Origin of the sequence: Glutamicibacter sp. NPDC087344 (assembly GCF_044744225.1) — a bacterium.
Taxonomy (GTDB): Bacteria; Actinomycetota; Actinomycetes; order Actinomycetales; family Micrococcaceae; genus Glutamicibacter.
In genome coordinates, this window is the sequence record NZ_JBIUXY010000015.1 from 35650 (window position 1) to 55014 (window position 19365).

Annotated in this window: 18 protein-coding genes and 1 tRNA gene; 6 read left to right on the forward strand and 13 right to left on the reverse strand. The window is 57.6% G+C overall.

What is annotated here, in order from left to right:
• Window positions 1-39: 39 nt before the first annotated feature.
• Window positions 40-3546, reverse strand: a complete 3507-nt coding sequence (locus tag ACIOWL_RS19630; protein WP_400389155.1) for a DNA-directed RNA polymerase subunit beta — start codon at window positions 3544-3546, stop codon at window positions 40-42.
• Between the two features lie 631 nt (window positions 3547-4177).
• On the opposite strand from ACIOWL_RS19630, the gene ACIOWL_RS19635 reads away from it, so the two are divergent.
• Entirely contained in the window at window positions 4178-4675 is a 498-nt protein-coding gene (locus ACIOWL_RS19635) for an aminoacyl-tRNA deacylase (protein ID WP_400389158.1), read from the forward strand.
• Here the strand turns inward: ACIOWL_RS19635 and ACIOWL_RS19640 are convergent.
• The 8 genes from ACIOWL_RS19640 to ACIOWL_RS19675 form a co-directional block, all read right to left on the reverse strand.
• Window positions 4629-5798, reverse strand: a complete 1170-nt coding sequence (locus ACIOWL_RS19640) for an acyltransferase family protein (RefSeq protein ID WP_400389160.1) — start codon at window positions 5796-5798, stop codon at window positions 4629-4631. The two genes, ACIOWL_RS19635 and ACIOWL_RS19640, sit on opposite strands and share 47 nt — an antisense overlap.
• Window positions 5799-5946: 148 nt before the next feature.
• On the reverse strand, window positions 5947-6321 hold the full coding sequence (gene rplL, locus ACIOWL_RS19645) for a 50S ribosomal protein L7/L12 (protein ID WP_400389163.1): 375 nt from the start codon (window positions 6319-6321) through the stop codon (window positions 5947-5949).
• Between the two features lie 71 nt (window positions 6322-6392).
• Entirely contained in the window at window positions 6393-6956 is a 564-nt protein-coding gene (gene rplJ, locus ACIOWL_RS19650) for a 50S ribosomal protein L10 (RefSeq protein ID WP_400389166.1), read from the reverse strand.
• Between the two features lie 812 nt (window positions 6957-7768).
• On the reverse strand, window positions 7769-8470 hold the full coding sequence (gene rplA / locus ACIOWL_RS19655; RefSeq protein WP_400389168.1) for a 50S ribosomal protein L1: 702 nt from the start codon (window positions 8468-8470) through the stop codon (window positions 7769-7771).
• 139 nt (window positions 8471-8609) lie between these two features.
• A complete protein-coding gene (gene rplK, locus ACIOWL_RS19660; RefSeq protein ID WP_047119691.1) occupies window positions 8610-9041 on the reverse strand; it encodes a 50S ribosomal protein L11 in 432 nt (143 codons plus the stop codon).
• Window positions 9042-9168: 127 nt separating this feature from the next.
• Window positions 9169-10044, reverse strand: coding sequence for a transcription termination/antitermination protein NusG (nusG, locus tag ACIOWL_RS19665; RefSeq protein WP_400389171.1), 876 nt, complete (start codon window positions 10042-10044; stop codon window positions 9169-9171).
• 73 nt (window positions 10045-10117) lie between these two features.
• Entirely contained in the window at window positions 10118-10438 is a 321-nt protein-coding gene (gene secE, locus ACIOWL_RS19670) for a preprotein translocase subunit SecE (RefSeq protein WP_400389174.1), read from the reverse strand.
• Between the two features lie 43 nt (window positions 10439-10481).
• A tRNA-Trp gene (locus ACIOWL_RS19675) sits at window positions 10482-10554 on the reverse strand.
• A gap of 264 nt (window positions 10555-10818) precedes the next feature.
• Here ACIOWL_RS19675 and ACIOWL_RS19680 point away from each other — a divergent pair.
• Window positions 10819-12018, forward strand: a complete 1200-nt coding sequence (locus ACIOWL_RS19680) for a pyridoxal phosphate-dependent aminotransferase (RefSeq protein ID WP_400389177.1) — start codon at window positions 10819-10821, stop codon at window positions 12016-12018.
• Window positions 12019-12087: 69 nt separating this feature from the next.
• Here ACIOWL_RS19680 and ACIOWL_RS19685 read toward each other — a convergent pair whose 3' ends face one another.
• Both ACIOWL_RS19685 and ACIOWL_RS19690 read right to left on the reverse strand, forming a co-directional pair.
• Window positions 12088-12753, reverse strand: a complete 666-nt coding sequence (locus ACIOWL_RS19685) for a LuxR C-terminal-related transcriptional regulator (RefSeq protein WP_400389180.1) — start codon at window positions 12751-12753, stop codon at window positions 12088-12090.
• The gene (locus ACIOWL_RS19690) at window positions 12750-14021 is read right to left on the reverse strand and encodes a PspC domain-containing protein (protein WP_400389183.1); all 1272 of its coding nucleotides are present in this window, start codon (window positions 14019-14021) and stop codon (window positions 12750-12752) included. The genes ACIOWL_RS19685 and ACIOWL_RS19690 overlap by 4 nt, the downstream gene beginning before the upstream one ends.
• Before the next feature lie 126 nt (window positions 14022-14147).
• Here ACIOWL_RS19690 and ACIOWL_RS19695 point away from each other — a divergent pair, with 126 nt between their 5' ends.
• The 4 genes from ACIOWL_RS19695 (at window position 14148) to ACIOWL_RS19710 (ending at window position 17376) form a co-directional block, all read left to right on the forward strand.
• Complete coding sequence (locus ACIOWL_RS19695; protein ID WP_400389186.1) at window positions 14148-15575, forward strand: PspC domain-containing protein; 1428 nt, start codon at window positions 14148-14150, stop codon at window positions 15573-15575.
• A gap of 11 nt (window positions 15576-15586) precedes the next feature.
• Window positions 15587-15835: a hypothetical protein gene (locus ACIOWL_RS19700; RefSeq protein WP_400389188.1), complete on the forward strand. Its 249-nt coding sequence runs from the start codon at window positions 15587-15589 to the stop codon at window positions 15833-15835.
• Between the two features lie 30 nt (window positions 15836-15865).
• Window positions 15866-16108, forward strand: a complete 243-nt coding sequence (locus ACIOWL_RS19705; RefSeq protein WP_400389191.1) for a PspC domain-containing protein — start codon at window positions 15866-15868, stop codon at window positions 16106-16108.
• Between the two features lie 239 nt (window positions 16109-16347).
• On the forward strand, window positions 16348-17376 hold the full coding sequence (locus ACIOWL_RS19710) for a 6-phosphofructokinase (protein WP_400389194.1): 1029 nt from the start codon (window positions 16348-16350) through the stop codon (window positions 17374-17376).
• A gap of 77 nt (window positions 17377-17453) precedes the next feature.
• Here the strand turns inward: ACIOWL_RS19710 and ACIOWL_RS19715 are convergent, their stop codons facing one another.
• Together ACIOWL_RS19715 and ACIOWL_RS19720 are read right to left on the reverse strand one after the other, a co-directional pair.
• A complete protein-coding gene (locus ACIOWL_RS19715) occupies window positions 17454-18536 on the reverse strand; it encodes a YgfZ/GcvT domain-containing protein (RefSeq protein ID WP_400389268.1) in 1083 nt (360 codons plus the stop codon).
• A gap of 2 nt (window positions 18537-18538) precedes the next feature.
• Window positions 18539-19153 carry an FABP family protein gene (locus ACIOWL_RS19720; RefSeq protein WP_400389196.1) on the reverse strand — a complete coding sequence of 205 codons (615 nt, stop codon included), beginning with the start codon at window positions 19151-19153 and terminating at the stop codon, window positions 18539-18541.
• Window positions 19154-19365 lie beyond the last annotated feature (212 nt).

Consider the following 19365-nt stretch of genomic DNA (forward strand, 5'->3'; position numbering starts at 1 on the left):
GCGGCCGCCCGGAGAATGTCTTCCGGGCGGCGCGCCGGACTACACTTCCTCTACGGAGTTCGGCTCCGACCGGGACAGGTCGATGCCGAGCTCTTCTGCGGCACGGAATGATTCCTCGTCCGATTCGCGCATTTCGATTGTCTGGCCGTCGGTGCCAAGCACCTCGACGTTCAGGCACAGCGACTGCATTTCCTTGATCAGAACCTTGAACGATTCCGGAACACCTGGCTCCGGGACGTTCTCGCCCTTCACGATGGCTTCGTACACCTTCACACGACCGTGGATATCATCCGACTTGATGGTCAGGATTTCCTGCAGCGTGTACGCGGCGCCGTAGGCCTCCAGGGCCCACACTTCCATCTCACCGAAGCGCTGGCCACCGAACTGGGCCTTACCGCCCAGCGGCTGCTGGGTGATCATGGAGTACGGACCGGTGGAACGGGCGTGGATCTTGTCATCCACCAGGTGGTGCAGCTTCAAGATGTACATGTAGCCGACCGAGACCGGATCCGGGAACGGTTCGCCGGAGCGGCCGTCGAACAAGCGGGCCTTGCCGGAGTTGCCGATCAGGCGCACCCCGTCGCGGGTCTTGTTGGTCGAATCCAGGATTCCGCGGATTTCCTCTTCCGAGGCGCCGTCGAAGACCGGGGTGGCCACGGTGGTGGATGCCGACTGGCGAGGCAGGTTCGGCAGGTCCTTGACCCAGGCTGGCTCGTTTTCGATGTTCCAGCCCTGCTTGGCGGCCCAACCCAGGTGGATTTCCATAACCTGGCCGACGTTCATTCGACCTGGCACACCCAGCGGGTTCAGCACGACGTCCAGCGGCGTGCCGTCCTCAAGGAACGGCATGTCCTCCAGCGGCAGAATCTTGGAAATAACACCCTTGTTGCCGTGACGGCCTGCAAGCTTGTCACCGTTGGTGATCTTGCGCTTCTGGGCCACGTAGACACGCACCAGCTGGTTCACACCAGGTGAGAGCTCGTCGTCGTTGTCGCGGTCGAAGATGCGCACACCAATCACGGTGCCGGACTCGCCGTGCGGCACCTTCAGCGAGGTGTCGCGCACTTCACGGGACTTCTCACCGAAGATCGCGCGCAGCAGGCGCTCTTCCGGGGTCAGCTCGGTTTCGCCCTTGGGGGTCACGCGACCCACCAGCACGTCGCCGGCCTCGACCTCTGCACCGATGTACACGATGCCGCGGTCATCGAGCTGGGAGAGGATGTCTTCCGAGACATTCGGGATGTCGCGGGTGATTTCCTCGGCACCCAGCTTGGTGTCGCGGGCGTCGACTTCATGCTCTTCGATGTGGATCGAGGTGAGCACGTCTTCGAAGATCATGCGCTGGGAGAGGATGATCGCATCCTCGTAGTTGTAGCCTTCCCAGGACATGAATGCCACCAGCAGGTTCTTGCCCAGGGACAGCTCACCGGAGTCGGTGGACGGACCATCGGCAATGATCGACTGGAATTCCAGGCGGTCGCCCTCGGAAACACGAACACGCTGGTTGTACGCGTTGCCCTGGTTGGAGCGTGCGAACTTCATGATCGGGTACATCGACTCGGTGCCGTCGTCGTTCATGACAACCACCAGGTCTGCGGAAACCTCGGTCACCACACCCGGCTTGGAAGCCACCACGGAGTCGCCGGCGTCAATCGCCGCGTACTTCTCCATGCCGGTGCCAACCAGCGGGCGCTCGGACTTCAGCAGCGGCACTGCCTGGCGCTGCATGTTGGCGCCCATCAGTGCGCGGTTCGCGTCGTCGTGCTCCAGGAACGGAATCAGGGCGGTAGCCACGGACACCATCTGGCGCGGGGAAACGTCCATGAAGGTCACTTCATCGGCGTCGACGATCACGGGTTCACCGCCACCGCCCTTTTCACGGACCAGCACGGCGTCTTCAATGAACGCGCCGTTCTCATCCAGCGGGGCGTTTGCCTGCGCGATGTAGTGCTGCAGCTCGTCATCCGCGGTCAGGTAGTCGACCTCGTTGGAGACCACGCCGTTGGTGACACGGCGGTACGGGGTTTCGATGAAACCGAAGGCGTTGATACGCCCGTAGGTTGCCAGCGAACCGATCAGGCCGATGTTCGGGCCTTCGGGAGTTTCAATCGGGCACATACGACCGTAGTGCGACGGGTGAACGTCTCGAACTTCCATGCCGGCGCGATCGCGCGACAGACCGCCCGGGCCCAGAGCCGACAGGCGGCGCTTGTGGGTCAGGCCGGCCAGCGGGTTGTTCTGGTCCATGAACTGCGAGAGCTGCGAGGTGCCGAAGAATTCCTTGATCGCGGCCACCACTGGGCGGATGTTGATCAGGGTCTGCGGGGTGATCGCCTCAACGTCCTGGGTGGTCATGCGCTCGCGCACCACACGTTCCATACGGGACAGGCCGGTGCGGATCTGGTTCTCGATCAGTTCGCCCACCGCGCGGATGCGACGGTTGCCGAAGTGGTCGATGTCATCAACGTTCACCGGAACGTCGACGATCTCGCCCTTGCGGGTGCCGGAGACGGTCTTCTCACCTGCGTGCAACGCAACGAGGTAACGGATCATGGCGACCAGGTCGTCAATCGAGAGCACCGAGGCGTTCTCTGCGTTGACCGGGGTCTCCACACCGAGCTTGCGGTTGATCTTGTAACGGCCGACCTTGGCCAGATCGTAGCGCTTGGGCTCGAAGTACATGTTCTTCAGCAGCGCCTGGGCGGCCTCAACCGTAGGAGGCTCGCCTGGACGAAGCTTGCGGTAGATATCCAGAAGCGCTTCGTTCTGGTCCTTGATGTTGTCCTTCTCAAGGGTGGCGCGAACCGAGTCGTACTGGCCGAATTCGGACAGGATCTGCTCTTCGCTCCAGCCCAGGGCCTTCAGCAGGACGGTGACCGACTGCTTGCGCTTGCGGTCAAGACGCACACCAATCTGGTCGCGCTTGTCGATTTCCAGTTCAAACCAAGCACCGCGGGACGGGATGATGCGTGCCGAGTAGATGGTTTTGTCACTGGTCTTATCCGGTGCGGACTCGAAGTATGCACCCGGGGAGCGAACCAGCTGGGACACCACGACACGCTCGGTGCCGTTGATGATGAAGGTGCCCTTTTCGGTCATCAGCGGGAAATCGCCCATGAACACGGTCTGCTGCTTGATTTCGCCGGTTTCATTGTTCATGAATTCGGCCTTGACGTACAGCGGTGCCGAGTAGGTGGCGTCGCGATCCTTGCACTCCGCAATGGTGTACTTGGGATCAGCGAATTCCGGATCGGAGAAGCTCAGGGACATGGTGTCCTGGAAGTCCTCGATCGGGGAGATTTCCTCGAAGATTTCAGCCAGACCCGAGGTGTTCGGCACGCTGGTATCGCCAGCGGCTTCGGCCTTGGTCAGGCGCTCTACCCAGCGCTCATTGCCGACGAGGCGGTCAAAGCTCTCGGTCTGCAATGCCAGCAGGTTAGGCACTTCAAGTGGTTCGTGAATCTTTGCAAAAGAAAGTCGGCCAGCGTATGCAGCATCGCGAGCCGAACTAGCGGTTTGGTTGTTAGGGTTGCTCGAGGCGACCAAGATGGATCCTTCCAAAGACCGTCAGGTTTCCGAACGCTTACCGTGCTAAGGTGCCTGTCATAGGACAAGCCCTCTTTTCGCTCGCGAGACCCACCGCTATATGAAGGCCGCGCGCGCAAACAGTAAGGCGCAAACTTCAACCCTACCGGAGGAATTTGCACTTGTCGACACCTCCGGACTCAATTCGTGCTATAGTTTTCGGCCCTGTCATCGCGGTCACCACGTAGCAGTTCAGCAAATGCCTCGCTTTTCACACAGCGAACGCGCTCCCGGTCCCCCGAATTGATACTTTTCCCAGATCATCACGGCATTTTCTGCTGAAGTCGCAGCGCTGCAATACCGCAAGAATTCTTCTGGCCGTCGGGCCAAAATTTCACTTCTCCCTAAAAGTGGGATTAGTCACAACGTGGCGCGAAGGCCATGAATATTGCGTTTCGCGACGAAACTTTTTAGTGTTGCCGCACGGAAACCTCCAGTTTGCTACGCAACACGGGTTCTCCCCGTGTGTCATCACCGCGATAATCATGGCGTTGCCCCGCCCTGCATTAGGCTCGGCTCTATAGATGCCGCGGTACCGTGATCTCGATACCGTTGCGACGGGCAGCAAGCACGCACCATGAAGGGAAACCTAATGTCGGATCTGAACGCTTCGGAGGCCATGACCCGAGTTCTTCTGGATGCCCAGCGTCGCGCTGTACCCATCGAGTTGGTCCCGAGGCAGGCCGCGCGGTCACTTCAGGAAGCCGCACAGCTGCTAGGGGTAATTCCCGAACACCTGCTCAAAACCCTGGTGCTCAAACGCTCGGATGACACTTTCGTTTTTGCCCTCATCCCGGGGGGCCGAAAACTCGACTGGGCAAAGATTCGTGCAGTCTTGCAGGTCAACAAGCTCTCTTTGCCAGATGCGGAAACGGCCTTAGCCGTCACCCATTTTGTCAGGGGTACCATCACACCGTTTGGCTCCCATACAGTTCTGCCTGTGCTTATCGACGCCAGCGTGTTCGCCAATCCGGTCCCCGCACGAGTCGCCTTGGGCAGCGGGGACCCCCTCCATGGACTGCTGGTAAACCCCCAGGATCTGGTTAACGGATTTGAGGCCACGATTGCGGATATTTCGACTCCGGAATAGCCACACCAGGTTTGGCCAGTCCCCTGCGCACCGCGCTTTGAGCCTTGGTCAGACCGGCGATGGTAGCCTGACGCAACCATAGGCCCACCGGCCTTTCGACAAATCGCGCGACAACATACGACCACAGCATCAGCACCGTAATGGTGCCCAGCAGTAAAACATACTTGTTCACATAGGTGTGCAGTTGGTTGATCATCCACCAACCCCAGAGCTGGTGGAAGAGATACAGCGGAAATGTCAGCGAACCGGCCACAGCCAGCCATGAGGCTTGAACGTGTTTCAGGGGTGTCAGCGTACAGACCGCCAGCAATCCGACACACAGTACAATCAGCAGCTGGAAGTGCCACGCTGGTACCTGCATATGCGACAGCGTTAGCGCGTCTTCGCTGCCTTTGAGCCCGGTAAAATAGGCGGCAACAGCGGTATTAGCGGCCACCACAACCCACCGAAGCGCACTATGCCCGTCACGGTAGATCAGATAGAGCACCATACCGGCGGCGAAAAGCGAAGCGTACGGGCCGGCTACCCATTCTTGGAGTGTGGTGTGAGGCGTGAAGTGCAGGTAAAGCCCCAGCGCTGGCCACAGCACCGAGAGCCACATGATCGCCTTGTTTTTGATCAGCCCGAAGAGCAACATCAACCCAAGCAAAATGTAAAAGCGCAGCTCCACCCACAGCGTCCAATACACACCGTCTAGGTGCCGGACCTCGAACGCGGTTTGCATCATGGTCAGATTGGGCAGAATATCCGATATCGCACGGCCGTCGGCAATCGTTGGCCAAATCTTGAACGACAACAACGCTGCCGCAAACACGGCCACCCAATAGGCCGGGTAGAGCCTTCCCACTCGCGACCCAATGAATTGGATCACCGTTTTGCCTTGGAGCGACATCAGGATCACAAACCCGGAAATCAGGAAAAACAGCTGGACGCCGATCTGCCCGTAGCGAGTCACAGCGGAGAGCACCGGCCAGGCGTCGGGCGCGTATTGGCCCCAAAAATTATGACCCCACGCGGTGTAGTGATAGAGGACTACAACCACCGCGGCGGTGATTCGTAGTCCATCCAACAAACCCAAGCGGGGGGTCTGTTTGTTCTTCTGAATGGCGGCGCTAGTCAACACAAGTACCAGCGTAAACTTTGAACCTATATAAACGCTGTTAATAGAAACGTTATAAAGTAATCTCTAAGGAATCATTCAGTTAACGGCCAAGGGCCCACAGATGAAAATCTGTGGACCCTTGACAATAAGTTGCGAGTGACCGCGGAACTTACTTAACGGTGACGGTTGCACCAGCAGCTTCGAGGGCTTCCTTAGCCTTCTCAGCAGCATCCTTGGCAACACCCTCAAGCAGAGCCTTAGGAGCGCTGTCAACGAGCTCCTTAGCTTCCTTCAGGCCCAGGGAAGTGATTGCGCGAACTTCCTTGATGACTGCGATCTTCTTGTCGCCAGCCGACTCGAGGACTACGTCGAATTCGGTCTGCTCTTCAGCAGCAGCTTCGCCGCCGCCAGCTGGACCTGCAACTGCAACTGCAGCAGCGGTTACGTCGAAGGTCTCTTCGAATTCCTTAACGAACTCGGAAAGCTCGATGATGGTCATTTCCTTGAATGCGGAAAGCAGCTCTTCGTTGGTGAGCTTCGCCATGGTCGGCGTCCTTTCGGTTTTGGCCTTGCGGCCTATGAATTGGGGTTACGTTGCGAGAGAATCGCGAAAGCTTAGGCTTCTGCCGGAGCTTCCTCGGCGGCAGCCGGGGCTTCCTCAGCAGCAGCTGGGGCTTCCTCAGCGGCAGCGCCACCGTTCTCTTCGAGCTTTACACGCAGGGCGTCGACGACGCGGGCAGCAGCGGAAGCTGGAGCCAGCAGCACGGCAGCAACACGTGCCAGCTGAGTCTCGCGCGATTCCAGCGCAGCCAAGGCCGCGATGCCAGCCGTATCAAGTGCCTTGCCTTCGAACCAACCGGTCTTGATAACCAGCTTGTCGTTGGCCTTGGCGAACTCCGTGAGGCTCTTTGCGGCAGCAACTGCATCGCCCTTAATGAAGGCGATAGCGGTCGGACCGGAAAGCTGGTCATCGAATGCTTCGATGCCGGCTTCCTTCGCTGCGATAGCGGTCAAGGTGTTCTTCACAACGGCGTACTTGGTCTCCTGACCAAGCGAGCGGCGCAGATCCTTGAGCTGTGCAACGGTAAGCCCACGGTATTCGGTCAAGACAGCCGCAGATGAATCTTTGAAGTCAGCGGTGATCTCTTCGATCGCTGCAGTCTTGCTTGGGGTTGCCATAACACTCCTTCCGGGGTTTTGTTCGGTACCGTTTCATAACCGGCGAGGCCATAAAAATAGCCCCGCGCAGGAGCACAGGGCAGTTCAACTCATTCAAGTTAAAGCAAATCTATGAAACCTGCGTTGGTTGTCCTTACGGACCTTTAGGAGCAAAAATGCTCAACCGACGGTCTTCGGTATTTCTATTGTAGGCATGCCCTTGGCCGTCATCCAAATCCAGGGCGTCGGGGCGGGCTGTGATTACTGCCACTGCCTCGAAGTTAAAAGACAGGGCCTGCATCTAGCACTTGGGGGACGCTAGATACAGGCTCCTTGTCGATGAATAAGCTTTGGGGAAACTTACCCACCCAGCGCCTGCATAGTCTTGGGGGTCCCATGCAGACACCGCTGAATAACTCAGTAGAACAATAGTAACATTTCGGCGCCACGACACAGAACCAAAAACCGGTAAATTCCAAGTGTTTTCCCATGTTCCCTGCATGCCAAGGCGCTAGATCCCCGACTTTTAGGGGTTAAGCGCCTGATGGAAAAGTTTCACCATGCACGTATTTTTATACGTTGACGACTAAGACGCCGCAATGTGACTTGGAACCACATACAATACTCAATGCTCTGTAGCTGGCATCAAGGCCGTCGGCAGATACCGGGCCCAGCGGTTTCCGGCCGTTCGCACTCAGCAATGCTCTCCCTACTGCTGCAGGCCATACCTTCAAGCAGGTTTCGCTTACTCTCAGTTCTCTGATAACAGCAAAAACCCGCGGACTCTATCACCGATGGTGGTAAAGTCCGCGGGTTTAAGTTAGCTCTAAAGCTTAGGCCTCAACGCGGGTAACGTTCGAGTCAACAGGGATACCTGGACCGAAGGTGGTAGCGATGGTTGCCTTCGAGATGTAGCGACCCTTCGAAGCCGAAGGCTTCAGGCGCAGAACCTCATCCAGAGCAGCTGCGTAGTTCTCGGTCAGCTGCTTGGCATCGAACGAAGCCTTGCCAATGATGAAGTGCAGGTTCGAGTGCTTGTCGACACGGAAGTCGATCTTGCCGCCCTTGATGTCGGTAACAGCCTTGGCCACATCCATGGTTACGGTGCCGGTCTTAGGGTTTGGCATCAGGTTACGTGGGCCGAGGATCTTACCCAGGCGGCCAACCTTGCCCATCAGGTCCGGGGTAGCAACCGCTGCGTCGAAGTCGGTCCAGCCGCCCTGGATCTTTTCGATCAGGTCGTCCGAGCCAACGAAGTCGGCGCCGGCTTCGCGTGCTGCCTCAGCCTTGTCACCGTTAGCGAAAACTACCACGCGGGCGGTCTTGCCGGTGCCGTGTGGAAGGTTCACGGTACCGCGAACCATCTGGTCAGCTTTGCGTGGGTCAACACCCAGGCGGAATGCAACCTCAACGGTCGACTGGGTCTTGTCGCCAGCGATCTCCTTGGCCAGGGCGATTGCCTCGGCTGGAGCGTAGAACTTGTCAGCCTCGATCTTAGCCGCGGCGGCTACATATGCTTTGCTGCGCTTTGCCATCTGCGTTATCTCCTTATGCAGTCGTGGTCATCTGGACCGCGCGGGGCCCTGCCACGGGCGAAAAAATCGGATGAAATTTTCGCCTTTTTTGAATTCTTGAGTGTCCATCCCCCATGGGGCGAATGGCCAGAAGGCGGAATTAGCCTTCTACGGTCACGCCCATGGAGCGAGCGGTGCCGGCGATGATCTTGGCTGCTGCAGCCAGATCGTTGGCATTGAGGTCAGCCATCTTGGAGGTGGCGATTTCCTCAACCTGAGCCTGGGTCAGGTTTGCAACCTTGTTGGTGTGCGGAACACCCGAACCCTTAGCAATGCCGGCAGCCTTCTTGATCAGCTCAGCTGCAGGTGGGGTCTTGGTGATGAAAGTGAACGAACGGTCTTCGTACACGGTGATTTCAACTGGAATCACGTTACCGCGCTGCGACTCGGTCGCTGCGTTGTAAGCCTTGCAGAATTCCATGATGTTGACGCCGTGCTGGCCAAGTGCAGGACCGATTGGCGGAGCTGGGTTAGCAGCACCTGCCTGGATCTGCAGCTTGATGAGTCCGGTGACCTTTTTCTTTGGGGCCATGTCGGGTCCTTCTACTCTTGCAGTTCCCGCAGCACAGGAGCGTGGCGCGGGTTGTGGCTATCGTGGCGCGACAGCCGAACGCGCCCTCACTTCGAAAGCACTCGAAGCGGGGCACGAAAACTTAATACTACTGGATCTTGGTGACCTGGCTGAAGTTCAGGGTCACCGGAGTCTCTCGTTCGAAGATCGAAACAAGCACAACCAGCTGTGCGGCTTCCAGCTTGATTTCGGAAATCGTTGCCGGCATGGTCTCAAACGGACCGTCGTTGACGATGACCGATTCGCCGACCTCAAAGTCGACGGTGACCTCAGTAATTGGCGCACGGCCTGGCTTCGAAGCCGAAGGCTGCTCGGCCGGATCAACCACGGTGTGTTCAAGCATGGAGAACACCTCGTCAAGGTTCAACGGGTTCGGGTCGTGGGCATTGCCAACGAAACCGGTGACACCTGGGGTGTGTCGAACAACACCCCACGAAGCGTCGGTCAGTTCCATACGCACCAAGACGTAACCCGGGATGCGCACGCGACGCACGATCTTACGCTGGGTGTTCTTGACCTCGACAACCTCTTCCATCGGGACCTGGATTTCATAAATGAAATCTTCCATGTCCTGGGTCTGGATACGGGTTTCGAGGTTAACCTTCACACGGTTTTCGTAACCGGCGTAGGTGTGGATCACAAACCAGTCACCAGGAAGGCGACGAAGCTTGGTGCGGAATTCTTCTTTGAGTTTCGCGACCTTATCGGCTGCGTCCTCAGCTTCTGGGGCTTCTTCTTCAGCTTCCTCGTCGGCTGAAGCTTCAGCTGCTTCATCCTCGGCGTCTGCGTCATCGGCATCCACGTTTGCAAGGAAAGCCTCGAAGGATTCGTCGTCCGCTAGGGTTTCCTCTTCGGTTTCGTCGAATGCAACTTCTTCAGCTGCCTCCACCTGATCGCCGGTGGCTTCAACGAACTCGTTTTCGACCTCGTCATTAATCTGCGGTTCGAGTTCCTTGTCGGACACTGCGGATCCTGCTTTCTTTGACTGGATGACACTAAAATTGCCTCGGAGCGATTATACCGCCGAGGCAATCAAATTACTGTTCTACTTGCCGGGTGAACAGGAGGATCGATCCCTGCCCGAAGACGAAGTCCAACGCTGTGACGATCGCGATGACCACCACAACAAAGCCGAGAACAACAAAGAAGTAGTTCACAAGTTCGCTGCGCGTCGGTGTGACAACTTTTTTCAGTTCGCCGATTACCTGACGGAAGAACAGCATCATACGAGCGAAAATGCCCTTTTTCTGCTTACCCTTACCAGGGTTCACTGCAGCCTCTGTCACGTTGTTCCCCGTTTCAATTTTTTGGCCAGTTGAAACAATCACGGTGTGTCGCAGCCGTTCTGACCACAACACACCGTGACGTGAAATTCTTGCTGAGCGATATATCGCTACTGCGCAGGGCAGACAGGACTCGAACCTGCAACCTGCGGTTTTGGAGACCGCTGCGCTACCAATTGCGCCACTACCCTTTAGAGCTAGATGCTCTGTTGCCACATCTTTTCGGATTCAGCGTTATGCCTTGTCCGTTGCGATGTCTTTGCAACGAGAAACAACTCTACGCAACGAATTCCAAAATGTCGAACTGATAAGTGCCAGTGTGTCGCACAACGCATTCTCGCCGCGTAAATCCCGGTTGCGATAAGTCATTTTTCCGGTTCTTCGCGGGAACTGTTGCATCGGGATCTAGACTGGAAGTGACACCAATCCTCGTTGACTTCAGGACGAAATCTTCTATGTCTAGAATCTCTCGCCGCATCGGCGCAATTTCCGAATCCGCAACCCTTGCTGTTGATGCCAAGGCCAAGGCGCTGAAGGCCGCTGGACGCCCGGTCATCGGTTTCGGCGCTGGTGAGCCTGACTTCCCAACTCCGGATTACATCATCGAGGCAGCCGTGCAGGCTGCGCGTGATCCGAAAAACCACCGTTACTCCCCCGCGGCCGGACTTCCAGAACTGCGTGAAGCTGTGGCCGCGAAGACCCTGCGCGATTCGGGCTACGAGGTTGCTCCCTCACAGGTACTGATCACCAATGGTGGAAAGCAGGCGGTATACAACACCTTTGCCGCGCTGTTGGATCCAGAAGATGAAGTGATCGTTCCGGCTCCCTACTGGACTACCTACCCGGAGGCCATCCAGCTGGCAGGCGGAAAACCCGTAGAGATCTTTGCCGGCCCGGAACAGGGTTACAAGGTCACCGTGGAGCAGCTGGAATCAGTTCGCACCGAACGCACCAAGATCCTGCTGTTCGTCTCTCCGTCGAACCCAACCGGTGCTGTATACACCCCGGAGCAGGTCAAGGAAATTGGTTTGTGGGCTGCGCAGCACGGCCTGTGGGTTGTCACGGACGAGATTTATGAGCACCTGACTTATGGCGATGCCCAGTTCAGCTCCATCGCCACCCTGGTTCCTGAGTTGGAAGACCGTGTGGTGATCCTCAACGGTGTGGCAAAAACCTACGCGATGACCGGTTGGCGTGTGGGATGGATGATCGGCCCGAACGACGTCATCAAGGCCGCCACCAACCTGCAGTCACACGCCACCTCGAACGTCGCCAACGTCTCCCAGCATGCGGCACTGGCAGCCGTGGCAGGTCCACTGGATGCCGTGGACGATATGAAGGTTGCCTTCAACCGCCGCCGCTTGGCAATTGTTGAGGGCTTGAACACCATAGACGGCCTGCACTGCCCGACCCCAGAAGGTGCCTTCTACGCCTACTCGGACGTACGCGGTTTGCTGGGTCGCGAGATTCGCGGAGTCGTGAACAACACCAGTGCCGAGCTGGCCGCCTTCATTTTGGAGCAGGCAGAGGTTGCCGTAGTTCCAGGTGAAGCATTCGGACCTTCGGGCTACATCCGCATGTCCTATGCACTGGGTGATGCTGACTTGGCCGAAGGTGTTGACCGGATGATCAAGCTGTTGGGTGAAGCGAAGTAAGTTTCCCGTGATCCGCATCGAGGCACCAACCCCACAAGGTTGGTGCCTCGACTGTTATATTTCCTGGTCCTAAAGAATTTTGCGTTCCACGGCCCAACGCGTCAGTTCGTGGCGGTTGGAGAGCTGGAGTTTACGCAGCACATTTGAGACGTGCGATTCAACGGTCTTGATCGAGATAAACAATTCCTTGGCTACTTCCTTGTAACTGTAACCTCGCGCGATCAGCCTCATGACCTGAAGCTCTCGGTCGGTCAGCAGGTCAAGTTCTTCATCAATCGCTCCCGGTGCCACAGTGGAGCCGAACGCATCAAGCACGAACCCTGCAAGTCGTGGGGAGAACACCGCATCGCCACCAGCGACACGACGCACCGCATCTGAAATCTCCTCACCAGAGATGCTTTTCGTGACATAACCACGAGCCCCGGACCTGATCACCAAAACCACGTCTTGTGCCGCATCTGAGACGCTCAGGGCCAGAAACTTTGTTTCTGCGAAAAGGTGGGCACACCCCTGCAGGACTTCGGCCCCTCCACCGCCCCGGCCGCCTGGTAAATGCACGTCCAGCAACACCACGTCCGGGCGCTCACGCTCGATGACCTCGATCGCTTGCTCCACGCTGCCAGCTTCACCAACAATGTGCAGATCAGACGCGAGATCAGCGCGCAGCCCGGAACGGAAGATCGCATGGTCATCAACCAGCACTACCCGGTAGGTCGGTTTTGAGGTTTCAGTCATGATGTTTTTGATTCTTCCTGGTCACTGCCACGCGGCATACTCAACTGTACTTCGGTGCCGTCTTCGCTACTGCGGATCCGTGCGCTGCCTCCGGCACGTTCCATCCGTCCCAAAATCGATTCTCGCACCCCATGACGATCTTCAGGGATCAATTTCTGGTCAAAACCCGTTCCCCGATCACGGATGAACACCTCAACCTCGGTAACCGAACACTCCACATAAACCGAAATCCTGCCTTCGGCATGTTTGGCGGCGTTCATCATTGCTTCACGGCTGGCTGCCACCAGTGCCTGCTGTCCTGCGAATCCCTGCGCATTGCCCACAGCCACCACATCAATGTCCCTCAACAGGAATTTCTCAATACTCTCTGCCTCATTCTGAAGTTCAACAACCACATCTTGATCATCGAGGTGCTGTTCTCCATAGAGCCACTGCCGCAGTTCACGTTCCTGCACCCTAGCCAAGGTGCGCACGGCGGCCGGATCATCGCTGCGTTTTTGGATGACTGCCAGCGTCTGCAACACCGAATCATGCAGGTGCGCCGCGAATTCGGCGCGCTGCGCCGTGGCCTGACGGCTGCTGCGTTCGGCAAGATAATCACGCCACAGTTTGGCACCCCAGGGAAGCAGCACCACCACTGCACCGGCGATAATAGCCAGCGCCGCCCAAAGCCCACCCAGCAGGTCGGCAACCGAGACCGTCCCGCTGAGGATAGCCAACAGCCCGCCGATCACCAGGACTAATCCCAGTGCCAAGCGAATGACGAAGGTGGCGTTCAGTTTGCGCTCTGGCCGTGCCGCACTGCGGTCAATTTGCATCCAGGCGAGCAAAATGCCGCCGATAATTCCAATGGCAGGCCAGATCAAGTCCCACCGGAAGTTCCAGCCAGCCCATTGGCCCAAGGCCAACACCGCCAGCGTCAGCATTCCCACACCGATCAGCACATCCCGCCACCGGCTGAGCGATACCGCGTTCTCGGTGCCGTTAAACAAGCCCTGTTGGACCCGGGACATCTCCTCGGCAAGGCTGCGGTTCCGGCTTCCCCAGGACCGCAGTTCATCGGCCTGGGTTTCGCTGGCGCTCGGGGTGAAGACCCACAACCATCCGTAAAGCAACAAGCCAACACCGCCTAGGGCACTGAGAGCCAGAAATCCTAGGCGTACGTAACTCACGGGGAGGTTTAAATGCTCGGCCAGTCCCCCGCAGACACCGGCAATAAACCGGTCTTCGCTGCGCACGATGAATTTTCGTTGTTCTGGGCTTGCCATACTTCTAAGTCAAACACGGATACGCCGGTTTACCTCACGTTCTAGGTGCAACCCGGGGCACCCCTAGGGAAGAATCAGGGTAGCCCCTCATAGCGCCGCAGCAAGCTTCCCAGCGAAAATTAATACATGAAGAACCAGAGCCCGGGGCAAAACGACAAGTTTTTCACCCAGATGCGCAAGCTGAATATTGTCCGTCAAGAATCCAAGTGGGTGGGTGGCGTTGCCGCCGGAATCGCCCAGCGGTTCAACCTTGACGTGGTTTTGGTCCGTGGCATCCTGGTGGCACTGAGCATCCTCGGCGGGCTTGGCCTGATCGTGTACGGCCTCGCCTGGGCTTTACTACCCGATACCAACAACCAAATCCACCTTGAGCGAGCCATCAACAAGGAATGGACCACGGGAATGACCGGCGCCTTGACCGCGGTGATCCTTGGGATCTTCCCGGCCCCCTGGTTCTTGGACACACTGGCTCCTATCTTGTGGCCCATCGCGATTGTCGCAGCCATCATTTTCCTGATTTTCAAGCGCCGCAACACCAAATACGACGGGTCAACCCCCGGGGCAAACCCTGCTTCAGCTCCTGGTACCAGCACCGATCCGACTGGCACCTGGCCGAATGCGGCATCCCACACCGACGGCCCGCTCACAGGCACAGTAGTTGAAAAACCGTGGCGTTCGCAGGATTCGTCTTTTAGCGCGCAGGCCACGGTTCCTCACAGCGACCCACCGTCTGCCACCGATTCTTTCGACTTCACCCAGACACCCACTTCGGATTCCCAGGAGGGGACCATGGATTCTGACCAACCGGAACCGGCCGCGCCACACACCAAGGCCCAGCCAACTTCGCGCCCGGAAAATGACTTCACCTCGGGATACGAGTACCAGAACTACGCCTCGACACAGCAGGCCGCGCAACAAGCCAAGGAAGCCCGCCGGGCACGTGTTGCTCCGCCGGTCCCCGGATGGATCGCTACAACAATAGTGGGCCTCACCGTGCTGGTCATTGCACTGGTGCTCAGCGTCGACTATCTCAATATTGTTCAGCTTCCGGGCAATGGCTGGGCTGTAGCCCTAGCCTGTGGCCTGTTGCTCGTAGGTGTGTCACTGATTCTAGTCTCCGCAACTAAACGCACCAGCGGCGGGCTGTTGGGACTAGCCATTCCGCTGCTGGTACTGACCATCATTTTTGGCGGTAGTTCCCTGGCTACCAACGGTCGGGGGCTGGTGAGCGGCGGCAATTCGGAAAATTCGTATAGCGCTGTATTCAGCAACACCACCTTGGACCTGACCGGAAAACAGAGCATCACCTCAGACACCACGGTGGAGGTTTCCTCGGTATTTTCCAAGGTGGAACTGAAACTACCGGACAATATTCCGGTCATGATCAAGAGCGACGGAGTTTTCATCTCAGACGTCGAAGGAGATCTTCCGCAAGATGTACGTCAGCTACCGGCAAACGCTCCCACTCTCACGGTAGATATTGATGGCGTGTTCTCCAGCATCGACACAGAAATTGCCGCAACTTCCGGCACCGTCATTTCACCCCAGTTCTAAGGACTCAACTCATGAACACCAAACCAACCAGGGAGACAAGATTTCCCACCGGAACCTTGGTCTTCGGACTGATCCTCGTGGTCGTGGCCGTGGTCTCGCTCAGCTACACACTTTTTGATTGGAAACTGGACACTCCGCTATTTTTCATCGCGTTGATCGCCTTAGCCGGTATCGTGATGGTCGTTTCCGGAATCGCTTCGGCAATGAAACGTGGCAGCCGGGACGAAGAACTGCCACCACCTGCAAATCCCAACCTCTAGCATTCAACTATCACTATCAGGAGCCTAAACATGGACAAGTTCTTCAACTCGATCCGATCAATGCCACTACGCCGAGGCCCGGCCCGCATGGCTGGCGGCGTCGCCGGCGGAATCGCGGACAAGTTCGGCTGGGATGTCACCATCGTGCGAATCATCATGCTGATCTCGTTCCTGCTGCCGGTATTGGGCATCGGAGCGTACATTGTTGCCTGGCTTTTGATCCCGGCACAGGATGACACCATCATTCTCCAGAAGTGGCTGCGCAAGCTCTAACTCTCGGTGAGCGACGCGGCAGAAGTCCAGGGCGGGTTCACGGATCATCAGTGATTCGTGAACTCGCCCTTGTGGCGTAAACCACGTAGACTATTTCTCGAACTCGATGCTCAATGGCGCGCGGATATCGATCGACATCCAGATGGAAACCCTGCTGCGTCATATGTTGGGACTTACCGAGCTTCCCCGCTCCCCTGCACCGTGACCGGCCGTTTCCCATCATGACCTAGTGAGGCAAAATGCGCATTGGAATCATGACTTCGGGCGGCGACTGCCCAGGTCTGAACGCAGTGATCCGCGGTGCTGTGCTCAACGGCATCAAGAGCTACGACTACGAATTTGTTGGATTCCGCGACGGCTGGCGTGGAGTCAAAGAAGGCGAATTCTTTGAACTTCCCAGAACCGCGGTCCGCGGTATCGCCAAACAAGGTGGAACCATCCTGGGAACTTCACGAACCAACGCCTTCGAAGGCGAATTGGGTGGGGCCGAAAACATCGCGGCGATGCTGAAAACAAACAATATCGATGCCTTGATAGCGATCGGTGGCGAAGGCACGCTCGCGGGCGCGCAACGCCTGTGCGAAGCCGGGCTGCCCATCGTCGGTGTCCCCAAAACCATCGATAATGATTTGGACGCGACCGACTACACCTTCGGTTTCGACACCGCCAATCAGATTGCCGTGGAGGCCATCGACCGGTTGCGCACCACCGGCGACTCGCACCACCGTTGCATGGTCGCCGAGGTCATGGGCCGCCACGTGGGCTGGATCGCAATGCATGCGGGCATGGCCTCCGGCGCTCACGCGATCTTGATCCCCGAAGTCTCCACCACCATGGAACAGATCTGCCAGTGGGTTAATGAGGCCCATGAACGTGGACGCGCTCCGCTGATCGTGGTGGCCGAGGGTTTTGTTCCCGAAGGCATGGAAGAGGCCTTCTCGGTACGCGGCGTAGATACCTTTGGCCGGGCACGCCTGGGCGGGATCGGGGAAATGCTCGCCCCGCTGATCGAAGAACACACCGGCATTGAAACCCGTGCCACCGTGCTGGGTCATATCCAACGCGGCGGCGTACCTACGGCATTTGACCGGGTGCTGGCAACCCGCTTGGGCATGGCTGCCGTAGATTCGGTATCGGATGAGGCATGGGGAACCATGGTGGCCCTGCACGGGACCAAGATCAACCGAGTCCCATTGCGCGCTGCCCTGAATAACCTCAAGCGTGTGCCGATGGATCGTTACAACGAAGCACGAATCCTCTTCGGCTAACGGAGGGCTGCAAAGATCTACGCACAGGAGCCGTGAAGTTCACTTGAACTTCACGGCTCCTGTAATTTTTGATTGGGTTATGCGGTAGGGGGTGTGCGCAGGAATCCGGTGAATCGTCCGGCTACCTGGCCGGCGTCTGGAGCTACGATGATCTCCTGGGACGCGGGGTAAATACTCTCCCCGTCAACCACACTGAGTACCGACTCGGGATCGACGTTGCGCTTAACCACACCCAAAGCAATGGGTCCGGCCTCGAAATGCAACGCCACCGAAGTTACCCGGCCAACAGTCCGCTCCCCAAGCTTCAGCTCGGATCCTGGAGCCGGCAAGGTATGCAACGACCCGTCAAGGTCCAGGAACACGATACGCCGGGGCGGATGCCCGATGTTGTGCACCCGGGCAATGGTCTCTTGGCCCTTGTAGCACCCCTTATTCAGGTGAACCGAGGTCCGTAGCCAGTCCAGTTCATGCGGAATGGTTTTGTCATCGATCTCTGCACCGAAGCGCGGTTCCCAGGCGGCAATACGCAACGCCTCAACGGCCATCATGCCGGCGAGCTGTTCATCGGCTACGGCTTGAATCGTGTTCTCAAGCTCTACGACGTGCAGCAACCAGGGACGCTCAGTACCGGGATGGTCCTCACGGGAGTACGCCCATCCGCCCTCGCTTACGCCAGGCCATGGATCGGTCCATACTGCATCGCCCGCGCTGGGAATCGGACGGGTTGCGGCAAGCACACCATGGGTGGCGGAAAGGTCGGCGACCTCAACACGAAGCATAAACCGCATGGAATTCAAGAATTCCTGCAAAGGAGCAGCGGCACCCGGTTCAAGAATCAGCAGCAGCCGTTCCGGCTGGACCAGCACCTTCATCTCATGCTCAACACGACCCTGAATGGAAAGCAACAGAGTTTGAGTGCTGTCTGAGGGTTTCAGGGTTGAGATTCGCTGGGTGCTGAGTGTGTCCAGCCAGCTTTGGCGATCTGCTCCGGAGATTTCAAGGATGTCAAAGTGCGTCAGGTCAGCAATCGCTTCACCGTCGAACAGTCGACGGGCTTCGCGAGTTGGCGCACCATAGTGGGCGGCGACGCCGGTATCTACTCCCCCGGCTTCTACGGCGCCCTCACGCTGCAGTAAAGGGGAACGATAAGTCTCAGTCATCATTACTTCGTGTTTTCATCTGCGACGATACGCTTCAAAGCGGCTGACGCATGGGCTTTGAGCTCAAGATTTCCTTCAGAAACGTCCCAGCGCCAGAAGAGCTCGCCATTGACCAACCCGTAGATGCGGGTGGAGGAAGCATACTGTTTTGCGTTTTTACTACGCAACAATCCTTCGGTGGCCAGCTGTACCCGCGGACCGTTAATCAGGCCGTAGTACAGCTCGGAAATTCCGCCGGGCTGGACAATGTGAGCCTGAATCTTGAATCCTTCAGGGGTATGCAATTTCTGTACGTCATCCGCCGAGCGAAGAACGGGGAACGCATCACCGGGGATCATGCCTGGACCGGCATCAGCTTCAAGCTGCTCGCGGTCCAGCGACCAGAACCCGGTCTCCGCAGTCAAAAGCCGAAGTTTTGTACCTTCGGCGTCGGTCAACCAGGACTCGCTTCGGTACTCCAGGTAGGGGCCACCGATATTAGTGAACGTGACCCGCTGCCAGAAGTACTCATCCTCGGCCTCGCCTTCGCCAAGGCGACCCGTTCCCTCCCAGGTGCCGATGAGCCATGCAAACGGCACTAGTTCCGGGGTGAGATCAGTCGGGAGGTCAAACGCCATGGACTACATGCTCCTTAGAATCGTCGGTGAAATAAAAAACAGCGCACACGCTATTGTGTGCGCTGTTCGCTATTTCTGGCCCTGGAACAGACGCTTGACGACGAGACCGGCGAAAGCTGCCATTCCCAGTCCGGCGATCACTACGAGAGCCTGGAAGAAAATTTCGAGTGCAAGAAAATTATCATTCATGGCTTCATCTTAGCGCGAGCATC

Excerpts from the sequence above, each read along its gene's own strand:
- rplA (WP_400389168.1), bottom strand. The coding sequence starts at position 8,470 with ATGGCAAAGCGCAGCAAAGCATATGTAGCCGCCGCGGCTAAGATCGAG.
- ACIOWL_RS19705 (WP_400389191.1), top strand. The coding sequence starts at position 15,866 with ATGGACAAGTTCTTCAACTCGATCCGATCAATGCCACTACGCCGAGGC.
- rplK (WP_047119691.1), bottom strand. The coding sequence starts at position 9,041 with ATGGCCCCAAAGAAAAAGGTCACCGGACTCATCAAGCTGCAGATCCAG.
- ACIOWL_RS19700 (WP_400389188.1), top strand. The coding sequence starts at position 15,587 with ATGAACACCAAACCAACCAGGGAGACAAGATTTCCCACCGGAACCTTG.
- rplL (WP_400389163.1), bottom strand. The coding sequence starts at position 6,321 with ATGGCGAAGCTCACCAACGAAGAGCTGCTTTCCGCATTCAAGGAAATG.
- ACIOWL_RS19635 (WP_400389158.1), top strand. The coding sequence starts at position 4,178 with ATGTCGGATCTGAACGCTTCGGAGGCCATGACCCGAGTTCTTCTGGAT.
- ACIOWL_RS19685 (WP_400389180.1), bottom strand. The coding sequence starts at position 12,753 with ATGACTGAAACCTCAAAACCGACCTACCGGGTAGTGCTGGTTGATGAC.
- ACIOWL_RS19710 (WP_400389194.1), top strand. The coding sequence starts at position 16,348 with ATGCGCATTGGAATCATGACTTCGGGCGGCGACTGCCCAGGTCTGAAC.
- ACIOWL_RS19720 (WP_400389196.1), bottom strand. The coding sequence starts at position 19,153 with ATGGCGTTTGACCTCCCGACTGATCTCACCCCGGAACTAGTGCCGTTT.
- ACIOWL_RS19680 (WP_400389177.1), top strand. The coding sequence starts at position 10,819 with ATGTCTAGAATCTCTCGCCGCATCGGCGCAATTTCCGAATCCGCAACC.
- ACIOWL_RS19715 (WP_400389268.1), bottom strand. The coding sequence starts at position 18,536 with ATGACTGAGACTTATCGTTCCCCTTTACTGCAGCGTGAGGGCGCCGTA.
- ACIOWL_RS19690 (WP_400389183.1), bottom strand. The coding sequence starts at position 14,021 with ATGGCAAGCCCAGAACAACGAAAATTCATCGTGCGCAGCGAAGACCGG.
- rplJ (WP_400389166.1), bottom strand. The coding sequence starts at position 6,956 with ATGGCAACCCCAAGCAAGACTGCAGCGATCGAAGAGATCACCGCTGAC.
- ACIOWL_RS19695 (WP_400389186.1), top strand. The coding sequence starts at position 14,148 with ATGAAGAACCAGAGCCCGGGGCAAAACGACAAGTTTTTCACCCAGATG.